11 protein-coding genes are annotated in these 12461 nt (G+C 60.3%); 5 read left to right on the top strand and 6 right to left on the bottom strand.

Going from position 1 to position 12461, the window contains the following annotated elements:
* Positions 1–15: 15 nt before the first annotated feature.
* From pstB to phoR, 4 genes are read left to right on the top strand one after another with little or no spacing between them, the layout of a single operon-like run.
* On the top strand, positions 16–795 hold the full coding sequence (gene pstB, locus HHJ18_RS14765; RefSeq protein WP_296916489.1) for a phosphate ABC transporter ATP-binding protein PstB: 780 nt from the start codon (positions 16–18) through the stop codon (positions 793–795).
* Positions 796–813: 18 nt separating this feature from the next.
* A complete protein-coding gene (phoU, locus tag HHJ18_RS14760) occupies positions 814–1515 on the top strand; it encodes a phosphate signaling complex protein PhoU (RefSeq protein ID WP_296916487.1) in 702 nt (233 codons plus the stop codon).
* Positions 1516–1522: 7 nt separating this feature from the next.
* A complete protein-coding gene (gene phoB, locus HHJ18_RS14755; RefSeq protein WP_296916485.1) occupies positions 1523–2257 on the top strand; it encodes a phosphate regulon transcriptional regulator PhoB in 735 nt (244 codons plus the stop codon).
* On the top strand, positions 2254–3633 hold the full coding sequence (gene phoR, locus HHJ18_RS14750; RefSeq protein WP_296916483.1) for a phosphate regulon sensor histidine kinase PhoR: 1380 nt from the start codon (positions 2254–2256) through the stop codon (positions 3631–3633). The genes phoB and phoR overlap by 4 nt, the downstream gene beginning before the upstream one ends.
* Here the strand turns inward: phoR and HHJ18_RS14745 are convergent.
* The 6 genes from HHJ18_RS14745 to trxA form a co-directional block, all read right to left on the bottom strand.
* Entirely contained in the window at positions 3597–4511 is a 915-nt protein-coding gene (locus HHJ18_RS14745; protein ID WP_296916481.1) for a carbon-nitrogen hydrolase family protein, read from the bottom strand. The genes phoR and HHJ18_RS14745 overlap by 37 nt on opposite strands.
* Positions 4508–5182: a GNAT family N-acetyltransferase gene (locus tag HHJ18_RS14740; protein WP_296916479.1), complete on the bottom strand. Its 675-nt coding sequence runs from the start codon at positions 5180–5182 to the stop codon at positions 4508–4510. The genes HHJ18_RS14745 and HHJ18_RS14740 overlap by 4 nt, the downstream gene beginning before the upstream one ends.
* A 94-nt stretch (positions 5183–5276) precedes the next feature.
* Positions 5277–7049 (bottom strand): hypothetical protein, encoded by a 1773-nt coding sequence (locus HHJ18_RS14735; protein ID WP_296916477.1) that lies wholly within the window; start codon positions 7047–7049, stop codon positions 5277–5279.
* 160 nt (positions 7050–7209) lie between these two features.
* The gene (locus HHJ18_RS14730) at positions 7210–7512 is read right to left on the bottom strand and encodes a type B 50S ribosomal protein L31 (protein ID WP_296916475.1); all 303 of its coding nucleotides are present in this window, start codon (positions 7510–7512) and stop codon (positions 7210–7212) included.
* Between the two features lie 222 nt (positions 7513–7734).
* Entirely contained in the window at positions 7735–8997 is a 1263-nt protein-coding gene (rho, locus tag HHJ18_RS14725) for a transcription termination factor Rho (RefSeq protein WP_296916473.1), read from the bottom strand.
* 241 nt (positions 8998–9238) lie between these two features.
* Positions 9239–9571 carry a thioredoxin TrxA gene (gene trxA / locus HHJ18_RS14720; protein ID WP_296916471.1) on the bottom strand — a complete coding sequence of 111 codons (333 nt, stop codon included), beginning with the start codon at positions 9569–9571 and terminating at the stop codon, positions 9239–9241.
* 159 nt (positions 9572–9730) lie between these two features.
* On the opposite strand from trxA, the gene HHJ18_RS14715 reads away from it, so the two are divergent.
* Entirely contained in the window at positions 9731–12322 is a 2592-nt protein-coding gene (locus HHJ18_RS14715) for a PD-(D/E)XK nuclease family protein (protein ID WP_296916468.1), read from the top strand.
* The last annotated feature ends 139 nt before the right edge of the window (positions 12323–12461 follow it).

Below are 12461 nucleotides of genomic sequence, written 5' to 3'. Positions count from 1 at the left end.
AAGATAAGGTTCAAGATGCAAACCACTACCGCAGCCGCCGAGAAATCCAAAATATCGGTCAAGAATCTCGATTTTTATTACGGGAAGTTTCACGCGCTCAAAGCCATCAATCTGGAGATTCCCGAGAAAAAGGTCACGGCATTCATTGGACCGTCAGGCTGCGGCAAATCCACCTTGCTGCGTGTTTTTAACCGCATGTACGCGCTCTACCCGGAGCAGCGTGCGGAAGGCGAAATAATTTTCGACGGCGAAAACCTGCTGACGTCCAAAAAAGACGTGGCGCTGATTCGCTCCAAAGTGGGCATGGTTTTTCAGAAGCCCACGCCGTTTCCCATGTCGATTTACGACAACGTGGCCTTCGGCGTCAAGTTGTTCGAAAGCCTGAATGCTTCGGAGATGGAGGATCGCGTCGAATGGGCGCTGCGCAAAGCTGCTATCTGGACTGAGGTCAAAGACAAGTTGAACCAGAGCGGCTCCAGCCTGTCGGGTGGTCAGCAGCAACGGCTGTGCATTGCCCGTGGCATTGCCATCAAGCCGGAAGTGTTGCTGCTGGACGAACCCTGTTCGGCACTCGATCCGATTTCCACGGCCAAGATAGAAGAACTCATTGCCGAACTGAAAAGCGACTACACGGTGGTCATCGTGACGCACAACATGCAGCAGGCCGCCCGCTGCAGCGACTACACGGCTTATATGTACCTGGGTGATCTGGTTGAATTCGGCGCCACCGAAGACCTCTTCTTCAAGCCCAGGCGTAAAGAGACTGAAGACTATATTACCGGCCGATTTGGCTGACAGGGACGGAGAAAAGACATGCCTGATAAACATTTATCGACGCAGTTTGACAGCGAACTCAACGCCGTTTCTTCGCGCGTGATGGAGTTGGGCGGCTTGGTGGAGTCGCAGATCCGTCTGGCCATCTATGCGCTTTCGCAATTCAGTGCAGCGGACGCCAGCCAGGTCATCGAGACTGAGGCGCGCGTCAATGCCATGGAAATCGACATCGACCGCGAGTTGTCTTCCATCATTGCGCGGCGCCAGCCCACAGCCCGTGATTTGCGCCTGCTGATCGCCATCGCAAAAACCACTGCTAATCTGGAGCGTGCCGGCGATGAAGCCGAAAAAATCGCGCGCATGGTCAAGTCAATCATAGAAAGCGGTTCTGCCCGCGCTTTGCCTGCATCCGAGCTGAACGTCGCAGCGGAACTGGCATCAGGGCTACTGCGCAAAGCGCTGGATGCGTTTGCGCGGCTGGATACCGGTGTAGCGGTATCCATTTTGAAGGAAGACGACCAGATCGACCAGGAGTTCGACGGTTTTGTACGCAAGCTCATCACCTACATGATGGAAGATCCGCGCACGATTTCAGCCAGCCTGAATCTTCTTTTTGTGGCCAAGGCGATTGAGCGCGTGGGTGACCATGCCAAGAATATTGCGGAGTGCATCATTTACATCGTCAAGGGTGCGGACGTCAGACACAGTCCGATGGCGCAGATCGAGTCTGCCATAAAGTAATTGCTCGATGAAACATTTGCCACGTGTATTGATTGTTGAAGATGAGCCTGCCATTGCCGAACTGATTGCCGTTAACTTGCGGCATGGCGGCTTTGTTCCTGTGGTGGCGTATGACAGCGTGACCGCCCAGCGGGAACTGGACGCCGCGCTGCCAGATGCCATTTTGCTGGACTGGATGCTGCCGGGACAAAGTGGCGTGGCGCTGGCGCGCCAGTGGCGCAAGCAGGCGCGCACCAAGAGCATTCCCATCATCATGTTGACGGCCAGGGGAGATGAGCCGGACAAGGTGGCCGGGCTGGATGCTGGCGCCGATGACTACATCACCAAACCGTTTTCCACCCAGGAGCTGCTGGCCCGGATCCGTGCGGTCCTGCGTCGGCGTGCGCCCGAGTCGGTCAGCGACTGCGTCACCGTGGGTGCGCTGGTACTGGATGCCGCAACGCACCGTATTTCATACCAGCAGCAGGCCCTCAAGCTTGGCCCCACGGAGTTTAAGCTGTTGCATTACCTGATGAAACATGCTGAACGTGTACATAGCCGCAGTACTTTGCTTGACAAAGTTTGGGGCGACCACGTATTCATCGAAGAGCGTACGGTCGACGTTCACGTCAAGCGTTTGCGGGAGGCCCTGGGCGCAGCCGGCACTATGGTGGAAACCGTTCGAGGTGCAGGTTACCGGCTGACCGCAGTATCCGCCAGCCGTCCGCCCATCGCCTCTGACTCAGCACAATCAGCGAGATGATCAATCGGTGGGTCATTTTTACGGCCTGTACTTTGACCGGTGCCGGCTTGGGCTGGTGGGCAGCAGCGACAGATGGCCTCGGGCCGGGGCTGTTGCTGGGAGCTTTCGTCTGGCTGCTGCTTGACAGCCTTTACTTGGCGCGGCTCCTTAACTGGCTGCGTACCGAGCAAAGCAACGAAACGCCCGCCGTCATGGCTGCCGCCTTGCCCCGTCTACCCGGTGTCTGGGGCGAATTTGCAGACCGAACCCGCAGATTGCTGAAAAACCGCGATCAGCAATACCTGGACAGCCAAGCCCGCCTTGACGAGTTCCTGTCCGCCATGCAGGCCTCTCCCAGCGGTGTGGTGCTACTCGACGCGCAAGGGCGCATCGAGTGGTGCAACCAGACCGCGACGCAGCATTTCGGGTTTGATGCCAAACGCGATGTGCTTCAGCACATCGCCAATCTGGTGCGCGAGCCAGCTTTCAATGCGTACATGGCTCATGGCAATTTCTCGGGCGAGGTCGTCATTCCCGGCAGCTTCAGTTCGCCGGCACGACCCGTCAAACTATCGGTGCATGTGCACGCCTACGGCAAAGGGCGCAAGCTGCTGCTATCGCGCGACATCACTGCCGTTGCGCAGGCAGAAGCCATGCGCAGGGATTTTGTGGCTAACGTGTCCCATGAAATTCGCACGCCGCTGACGGTGTTGTCCGGCTTCATCGAAACCTTGCAGACACTGCCTCTGAAGGAGGCCGAACGCACCCGCTATCTGGCATTGATGGCACAGCAGTCCCAGCGCATGCAAACCCTGGTAAGCGACTTGCTGACCTTATCTCGACTGGAGGGCGGTCCGATTCCGGGCGCCAATGACTGGGTGTCGACCAGCGCGCTGTTTGCCCAGTGTGAGCAGGAGGCGAGGGCCTTGTCGTCGGTGCTTGTGCCGCGCGGGCAGCAACTGGCGTTTGAGTCCGGACTGGCTTGCGAAATTGCGGGGATACAAACCGAGCTCTACAGTGCCATGTCCAACCTGGTGAGCAACGCGGTGCGTTACACGCCCGAACTCGGACAGGTTCAGGTGCGCTGGGCGCTGCTTGACGATGGGCGCGGCGAATTCCAGGTCAAGGACACCGGGCCGGGTATTGCAGCCGAACACTTGCCGCGCCTGACCGAACGGTTTTACCGGGTTGACCGTAGCCGCTCCCGCGAAACCGGTGGAACGGGATTGGGTTTGGCCATTGCGAAGCATGTGGCGCAACGCCACGGCGCCGAACTGCGCATTGCGAGCCGGCCAGGGCAAGGCTCATGTTTTTCAATCGTCTTTCCGGCGGCACGCACACGCCTTTGCCAGCAGCAGCATCACACTGTCGACACGATTTCCACTTCGTTGTCGTAGACATCGACCCGTTTGTCATACAGCGGGATGGTGGTGCCATTGACGCGGTTCATGACCAGCTTGCCAAGGTCCACGTCGGCAATCACGATCTGCTCCATATTGGGCACGCCCTCGGCAGCAATGCCGTCGCGTGCAAAAGGAAAGTCTGACGGCGTGATGATGGCCGCCTGGCCATAGTGCAGACCTAGTCCCTCAACCGGGAGGTTGCCTACGGTTCCGGTGACTGCAACATAAACCTGATTTTCAATCGCCCGGGCATGGCAGCAATAGCGTACGCGCAGAAATCCCTGGCGATCATCGGTACACGAGGGAACGAAGATGATGTCGGCGCCCATTTCGCAGACTTTGCGGCTGAGCTCGGGGAACTCAATGTCATAGCAGATCAGAATGGCAATTCGGCCATGCGGCGTGTCAAATACCCGCAAATGATGGCCCGGATCACCCTTCCATTTTTCCTTCTCCCAGCGCGTCAGATGAATCTTGTCTTGGCTGAACACTTTGCCCTCGGGCGTGAACAGGTAGGCCGTATTGAGCAGTTGGCCGTCGCGTATGGTGGGGTGGCTGCCGCCTACTACATGCACCTTCCACTGCGCAGCGAGTTCCCTGAACAGCTCTATGTAGCGGGCGGTGTAGTCATTCATGTTGCGCACGGCCTGGCGTAAATCGCTGGTATCCATGAAGGAAAGCAACTGGGTCGTGAATATCTCGGGCAACAGAACGAATTGCGGTTTGTAGTCTCCGGCAGCCTTCATCACGAAGCGCACCTGGTTTTCAAAGCCGTTCCAGTCGTGGATGGAGCGCAGCAGATATTGCACTGCCGCGATGCGTACGGTGATTGGTTTCGGCTCGTGAACGCTGGATGGGGGGCTGCTGGTCATGTTGACATCTCCTTTGCGGCATCGTGCGCCAGGCCCAGCGCCGTTGGTCTCGACGCATCGTAGTCCGGATTGAGCCAGACGATCAGGGCGGCATTGCCATGCGATTGAAGATCATCGGCCAGGTAATTTTTCATGATGCCACAGTACCTGAAGCCTTCGCGCAGCTGAAAGCTCAGCACCGGATCGGTAATGTCCCCCCACAGCACCTTGCGCGCGTAAAGCTCCACTGACATCTGGTCTGCTACCGTGTGGTAGCCCGGCAGCCTGCCGCAGGCAATGACGCGGCGCAGATTCAAGGCCTTGCACACTTGCCGCCGCGCTGCGTAGAGGGCATGGCCCAGCCGCTGGCCGCGCAAGCGAGGCGAAACGAACACCTCTGCGCCATACAGCGTATAACCGTTCGGGTCGTGGGTGTCGAAGGTTCCTGCCGCAGTGATCTCGTTCCAGGTGTGCGCCTCGGCCCACTCATCCCATTTGATTACCAGGGAGCTGGCGCAGCCTACCAGCCGGTTATCGTAAAAGGCGGCCAACTGGCCCTCAGGGAACAGCTCAATCTGGTGTGCGACGCGGTCGTTTTGCCAGGCCGGAATATTCGGATAAACCTCGCGCTGCAGGCGCACCAGGGCGTCGATATCTTCAAGCTTGGTGTTGCGTAAGGTTAGTGTGGGCATGGTGATATTGTTGCGCAAGCGGTTTTAACAAGCGCGGTATGCTGACCCCAAGCAGCGTTGCCCGCACGCAAACTGGATGATTATTTGAATTCGCTCACGCTGGGGGTTGTTTGCTTGCTTGCCTAGGTATCTTGGCCGGGCTGTCGACGCTCACACGCCTAAATAGCAGGAGATTTTCGTTTTTATCAGTGGGCCGGCGCACGGTAGCCTGAAAAGCCCATTCTGGCAGCGTGACGGTACTGCTCAGGGTGGCTTGTGCATTGACATCCACAATCAAATAAGGGCAGCTTGCTTTAGCACTGGCTTGGCGCAATTCGAGCCGGCCGTGGTACTGCAGCGCCGCAGCCTGGGCGCTGTCCAGACCGTAGATCTCGACGCAGGAAGTTTGATCAACCAGGCTTGCCACTTGGCGCGACAGCGGCGCCAGGCTGCGCGCATAGTCGAGCAGGGGCAGCCACAGCGTCATCAGCAGCAGCCAGCACAAGGTGGCGCCACCAGCGGGCAGCACCAAGGATTTCCAGATAGCGGCGCGCTGCGCACCCGCCCGCCATTTCACCAGCCATGTCCATGCCAGTGTGGCCGCGACTGCCGCCAGAAAGGCGATCCATGAAAAACTTGGTTCAAAGCCCGGTGCCAGCTTGGCGACATTGGCTGCGGGTTGCCGGGGTACGCCGGTTTGCATCGCAATCCAGACCACCCATATGATGATTGCACAGCCCGTGAAAAACAGCAGCGTGAACCAGTCAATCAGCGAGGCCATGCTGCGTTTGAGTGTCGGCAAGGCAAAGGCGGCCAGCGCAGCCAGCGGCGGCAAACTTAGCAGCAAGCTGCGGTCAGATGCTTCGGTGGTCAGCGCGGCAGCCACGGCCATGCCGGCAAACCAAAGCGGCAGCGCCACATGACGGCTGGCCAGTTGCCGGCGCCAGCGCCAGAGCGTCCACATGGCCAGCGGCCATGCCGGCCAGGTAAACCACAGCAGCAACCGCCCCAGGTTGCGCCAGTCGTTCCAGGCCGACACATCGTCGGCGCCAGGCAGGTGAATTCGCCAGCGCCACAAATGCAGCTTGAAGCTCAGCAGGCCGACCAGCAGCGTGACGCAAGCAATCAGCACTATCCAGTGCCAGGACTGCCGCTTAGCTGCTGCGTCGAGCGGGTTGCCGCCCCAGCGCATGTGACTGCGCTCCACCAGCACGCCGCCAACACCCAGCAGCAAAGCCAGCGTCGGCGCGCCGCTCAAGGCCAGCCCGACCAGACCTGCCAGCAGGCCCAGCGCCGGGCCCAGAAATTGGGTAGCGCGGCGGAAGGGGCTGGCCGCCATCGCGTAAAAAGTTAGCGCTGTAAAGCCCAGTTGCGCCAACGCCGGGGTGGTTTCGTGCGAAAACTGGGCCAGACCCAGACTGGCGATGAGTGCCAGCAAACCGGCATCGGCAATCGCCCGGGCGTAGTCCACCGGGCCGGCTTCGCCGCCAAAGGCAAAGGCCACCGGCTGGGCTTGCGGGCTGCGCGCCAGATAGTAAACGGCGTACCAGGTGGCGAGCAGCGTCAGGATCAGCAGCAGGATAAAGGGAATGCGCACGGCCAGCGCCTGGTCCAGAAAAGGCAGTCCTTTGATGGCGATGGCGCCCAGCCAGTAGGGCACCAGGGCTTCGAATCCGTTGACCTGACCCAGCAGCTGGGGTTGCAGCCAGTTGGCGGCAGAGGAGGTGAGCGCGCGCATGACGCCAAACGACGCAATGTCCTCGTTCTTCCAGGGGCCGCGCCCCAAAAAGCCGGGCAACACGTAAGCCGCGCAAAACAGCAGCAAGGCAAGCCGCGGCAAGCGGCGGACGGCCGATTGGGCAATAAGGGCGGGGGAGGGCTTGTTCAAAACGGCGGGCTTATCAGGAAAGAGTCCAAGTCTGCCGGAGCGGCTGTTTCAAGGCAACTGTGACAGCGCTGATGCAGCGCGAGACAGTAATTTTTGCCAAAAAAAAGCAGCCTGAAATTCAGGCTGCTTCTTGCAGGCTGTCGAAAGCGGTTTTCGCCGCTTACTGGGCAGCTTCGGCTGCGGGAGCTTCTGCTGCTGGCACTGCGTCTTTGGCGGTGGTCTTGCCGAAACGATTGCGGAATCTCTCAACGCGGCCGCCCATGTTGTCCACGGATTTTTGCGTGCCGGTATAGAAAGGGTGCGATTCGCTGGAGGTGTCGAGCTTGTACAAAGGCAACTCGCGACCGTCATCCATTTTCACCATTTCTTTGGTGTTCACGCAGGAACGGGTCACAAACTTGAAGTTGTTGGACAAGTCCACGAAACAAACTTCGCGGTAGTTGGGGTGAATGCCTTCTTTCATGATCTTTTCCTTTTTCATTGTTTTGGTAGCCACCCGAACCAGTTCCAGGCACTTTCCATGAAGCCCATGATTATCGCATTAAATCAGTCAGTTCAGACTGCCGCAATATTGGTCCAGATTTAATGCAAGAAGCAATCGCGGCCGCAGCGCCGGGCCGCCCCAAGCAAGGCCAGCCCCTTCGTGGGGTAGCGCAGTACGCGAAGCGACAAGCGTGGGGGCGATCTAGCCGCCCCGACGCATCATGTCGAAAAATTCGTGGTTGTTTTTGGTCGCTTTCATGTTTTTCAGCATGAGTTCCATCGATTCGATTTCATCCATGTTGTACATAAATTGACGCAAGATGCGCGATTTCTGCAGAATTTCTGGCGCCAGCAGCAACTCTTCCTTGCGCGTGCCACTGCGGTTGAGGTGAATCGCCGGGAACACGCGTTTTTCGTACAGGCGGCGATCCAGATGGATTTCGCAGTTGCCGGTGCCCTTGAATTCCTCAAAGATCACCTCGTCCATGCGGCTGCCGGTGTCGACCAGCGCGGTGCCTATGATGGTCAGGCTACCGCCTTCCTCGATATTGCGGGCTGCACCGAAAAATCGCTTGGGCCGCTGCAGCGCGTTGGCATCGACGCCGCCGGTCAGTACCTTGCCGGAGGAGGGCAGCACGTTGTTGTAGGCTCTCGCTAGGCGGGTGATGGAATCCAGCAAGATGACAACGTCCTTGCCGAGCTCGACCAGGCGCTTGGCGCGCTCGATCACCATTTCAGCCACATGCACGTGACGCGCGGCGGGTTCGTCAAACGTCGATGAAATCACCTCGCCGCGCACGCTGCGCTGCATCTCGGTGACCTCTTCAGGGCGCTCGTCGACCAGCAACACCATCATCACCACTTCGGGGTAGTTGGCGGTGATGGCGTGGGCGATGTTTTGCATCATCACGGTCTTGCCAGATTTGGGCGGCGCCACCAGCAGGGCGCGCTGGCCTTTGCCGATGGGCGCGACAATGTCGATGATGCGGCTGGTCAGGTTCTCTTCGCCCTTGATGTCGCGTTCGAGCTTGAACTGCTCGCGCGGGAAGAGCGGCGTCAGGTTCTCGAACATGACCTTGTGTTTGTTGTCTTCGGGCAGCCCGTCGTTAACCTTGTCGAGCTTGTTCAGGGCAAAGTAGCGCTCGCCGTCTTTGGGGGTGCGCACCTCGCCTTCAATCATGTCGCCGGTGTGCAGGTTAAAACGGCGGATCTGGCTCGGGCTGATGTAGATGTCGTCGGTGCTGGCGGTGTAGCTGGAATCGGGCGCCCGCAGAAAACCAAAACCGTCGGGCAGCACTTCTAGCACGCCGTCGGCCACAATGGTTTCTCCCGTTTTCGAGCGCTTCTTGATGATGGCAAACATCAATTCCTGCTTGCGCATGCGGCCCACGTTTTCAATCTCGAGAGCTTCGGCCTGCTTGAGGACTTCAGACACATGCAGTGCCTTGAGTTCGTTTAAGTGCATGGAATTACTCCTGACGGAGTTCACTGAAAAAAAGACGGGGGAGGTTTGAAAAGAAGCCGCAAAGAACGATGGCTTACAAACCGAGTACTCGAACCAGCCTTCAGAAGCTGACTGGCGAATAAAAGCGATTATGACAGGAAAAGAAGGCGAGGAATCTGGAGTATTTGATGTGCCTGATGGCTGCCCGGAGCACCGCGACGAAAGCAGGAAGGGCCAGGCTGCCCTTCCTTTAAGAAAACGCTCAGACCAGTTGCTGGTCGATGAAGGCCGTCAACTGGGACTTGCTCATGGCGCCCACCTTGGTGGCGGCCAGTTGGCCATCCTTGAACAGCATCAGGGTAGGAATGCCGCGAATCCCGAATTTGGCGGGAATCTCGCGGTTTTCGTCCACATTCATTTTGGCGATCTGCAGCTTGCCGTCGTAGCTGCTGGCCACTTCGTCAAGAATCGGGGCGATCATCTTGCAGGGACCGCACCACTCAGCCCAGTAGTCGACCAGCACGGGCGTTGCGGCTTTCAGCACATCGGCTTCAAAGGTGGCATCGGTGGTATGTTTGATCAGTTCGCTTGCCATGGCGGCTCCTTGGGTCTGGTTACGGATAAGGCTAAAGTTGCGGTCATTGTGTCAGAAAGCAAGCGACCGGGGCGGCGGGACAAGGCCTATCGCTGTCATAGTGATACTCCCAATTCCCGTGTCAAGCCTTTTGTCACTGCTACGCACAAGCCCTTTTTTATGCTTCTTGCCAATCCTCCCAATCCCACGACCGTACCCCTGCCAGCCCGCTGCTGGCAGCAGGCGATGGCCCAACTGGCCCTGGCCCTGCAGGCGCGCCAGGTGCACCCAGCCGAGGCCGTGGTGGTTCTGCCCTATGCACAACTGATACAGCAGGCGCGCCAGGCTTGGGCCGCACAGGCGGGTGAGACATTTTTTGTTCCGCGCTTTGAGACCACCATGAACTGGGCCAGCAGTCTGGGCGGCACGCTCGGGCTGTTTACGCCCTCTGGCGACGATCTGCGCATGGACGTGGCAGTTGACATGCTGACGGCCGCTTCGCTGCTTGGGCGGGCCGGACTGGCAAGCCAACAAGACGTGCTGGCCGGGCGCTTGGTCGATGCCGCCTGGAGTCTGGCTCGGGTCGCTGCCGCGGTGCTGCCGTCTGAACGCCCGAGCTGGAGCGAGGGACTCGCCGCTTCGCTGGGCGCGGGGCTCGACTCCCCCGTGCTGGCGCTGGAGGGCGCGGTGGGCCGCATTGCGCTGGCCTGGGCGGCAGCGTCTGGCTATCCGTCTGACCGGCTTTTTCAGGCGCAGCCGGCGCTGTTTGTGGTGCTGGAAGGCTTTCAGGCCGAGCCGCTGAGCGAGGCGCTCAAAGCGCATTTTGGTGATCGAGCTATTTCCATTGCCCTTTGCCCTGAACTGGACTTGCCCGATTCAGGGTTGGCTGCGTTGCCCGCACTGCACGCCGCACTCGACGCAGAAGACGAGGCCGAGCAGGCAGCCGCTTGCGTGCTGGCGCATTTGGCGCAAGGGCGCAGCCCGGTTGCATTGATCGCCCAGGACCGCCTGCTAACGCGCCGCGTCGGCGCCATGCTGCAAAGGCGTGGCATTGCCATGCGCGACGAAACCGGCTGGAAGCTCTCCACCACGCGCGCAGCGGCCAGCCTGATGAGCCTGCTGCGCGCCATGCCCTGGGATGCCCCAACCGACGCCGTGCTGAACTGGCTTAAAAACGCCCCGGCGTTTGGCGCAGCGGCCGTGACTGCAGCCGAGACCGAACTGCGCAAAGCCGGTGTGCGCGCCTGGCGCGACCTGCCGGCTACGCCCTCAACTCATTTTGCCGCCACCCAGCCGCTGGCGCTGCAGGTCAACGCCTTGCGCGAAACCTTTGGCCGCACGCGCCAGCTGACGGCGTGGCTGCGCAGTCTGCGCGCTGCCCTGCAGTCAGCCGGGCAGTGGGACGCGCTGGCGATCGATGATGCCGGCCAGACCGTGCTCGACGTGCTGCGCCTGCACGAGGGCGCCGAGGCTGAATTCGAAGCCTCGTCGCAGCCAGCGCCACCGCCGATGAAGTTCCAGGACTTCACCAGCTGGATCAACCAGACTCTGGAAGCCGGCAAATTCTCGCCCGCCCATCCCCAGGCCGAGCAGGTGGTGATACTGCCGCTGGCGCAATTGCTGGGCCGGCCCATGCAGGCCGTGGTGCTGCCCGGCTGCGATGAAATTCGCATGCCGGTGTCGCCAGAGCCCGCCGGCATGTGGACGCCGAGCCAGCGCGCTTTGCTGGGCCTGCCTTCGCGCGACGAACTGAGTCGCGCAGCGCGCCAGGCCTGGCAATACGCGCTGCATTCCGCGCTGCAATTGCCGCATGTCGACTTGCTGTGGCGCTGCAGCGAGGCGGGCGAGCAGCTGATTCCCAGCGGTTTTGTGCAGGAACTGCTGCTGGCGCACGGCCCCGCCCTGGCGGCCGACCCGCGCAGCCTGCGCGTCGTCGCTGCCAAGCCGACGCCGCATCCCATGCCCACCGGCGAGGCCTTACCCGTGGCCAAGCTGTCGGCCAGCGCCTATGAAGATCTGCGGCGCTGCCCCTACCGATTTTTTGCGCTGCGCCAGCTCAAGCTGCAAGAGTCCGAAGAGCTGGAAAGCGAGCTGGGCAAGCGCGACTTTGGCAATTGGCTGCACAGCCTGCTGCACCACTTTCATGAATCATTAAAAGAGGCTCCAGCCCAGGATACACGGGCGCGAGTAGCTATGATTAACATAGCAGCCGAGCGGGCGACGCAAGAACTGGCACTGAGCCCCAGCGAATTCCTGCCCTTCGCCGCTGCCTGGCCAGCCGTGCGCGAAGGCTACCTGAGCTGGCTGGCCGGCCACGAAGCCGGTGGCGCGAGTTTTCAACAAGCAGAAACCTGGCGCGACATGCCGCTGGGCGAGCTCACGCTGGTCGGCAAGCTGGACCGCATTGACCGTATCGGCGGCATTGGCCACGAAGCCGACGGCCGCACGCTGTTGATCGACTACAAGACCGAGCCGCGCGGCACCACGGCCGAGCGCATCAAGAGCGGGCAGGAAGACACCCAGCTGGCGTTTTACGCCGCCCTGATGCCGGACGACACGCTGGCCGCCGCTTATGTCAACCTGGGCGAAAAGGAGCCGACCCGCAGCTACGAACAGCCCGACATCGTCGGCCTGCGCGATGAACTGATCGACAGCATCCTGACCGACCTGGCGCGCATTGCCCGGGGCGCCGCGCTGCCTGCGCTGGGAGAGGGCAAGGCCTGTGACTATTGCGCCGCGCGCGGCCTCTGCCGCAAGGATTTCTGGACTTGATGACCCCCACGCTTTTCACTTCGTGTAATGTGCTGCCCCCCGAGGGGACCGCCCGCCTGCGGCCCGGCAAAGCCGGTTCCGCGGCTCGAACTTGCATGACCGGGGCCACGGCGCTTGTCGCTGCGTCGCCTGCGCGGCT

This window comes from Polaromonas sp. (genome assembly GCF_012927455.1).
Lineage (GTDB): Bacteria > Pseudomonadota > Gammaproteobacteria > Burkholderiales > Burkholderiaceae_C > Polaromonas.
Note: the sequence above shows the minus strand (reverse complement) of the source record. Positions and strands in the feature narration are given on the sequence as shown.

Bases quoted from the DNA above. Each gene is read 5' to 3' on its own strand.
- pstB (WP_296916489.1), top strand. From the start codon at position 16: ATGCAAACCACTACCGCAGCCGCCGAGAAATCCAAAATATCGGTCAAG.
- phoU (WP_296916487.1), top strand. From the start codon at position 814: ATGCCTGATAAACATTTATCGACGCAGTTTGACAGCGAACTCAACGCC.
- phoB (WP_296916485.1), top strand. From the start codon at position 1,523: ATGAAACATTTGCCACGTGTATTGATTGTTGAAGATGAGCCTGCCATT.
- phoR (WP_296916483.1), top strand. From the start codon at position 2,254: ATGATCAATCGGTGGGTCATTTTTACGGCCTGTACTTTGACCGGTGCC.
- HHJ18_RS14745 (WP_296916481.1), bottom strand. From the start codon at position 4,511: ATGACCAGCAGCCCCCCATCCAGCGTTCACGAGCCGAAACCAATCACC.
- HHJ18_RS14740 (WP_296916479.1), bottom strand. From the start codon at position 5,182: ATGCCCACACTAACCTTACGCAACACCAAGCTTGAAGATATCGACGCC.
- HHJ18_RS14730 (WP_296916475.1), bottom strand. From the start codon at position 7,512: ATGAAAGAAGGCATTCACCCCAACTACCGCGAAGTTTGTTTCGTGGAC.
- rho (WP_296916473.1), bottom strand. From the start codon at position 8,997: ATGCACTTAAACGAACTCAAGGCACTGCATGTGTCTGAAGTCCTCAAG.
- trxA (WP_296916471.1), bottom strand. From the start codon at position 9,571: ATGGCAAGCGAACTGATCAAACATACCACCGATGCCACCTTTGAAGCC.
- HHJ18_RS14715 (WP_296916468.1), top strand. From the start codon at position 9,731: ATGCTTCTTGCCAATCCTCCCAATCCCACGACCGTACCCCTGCCAGCC.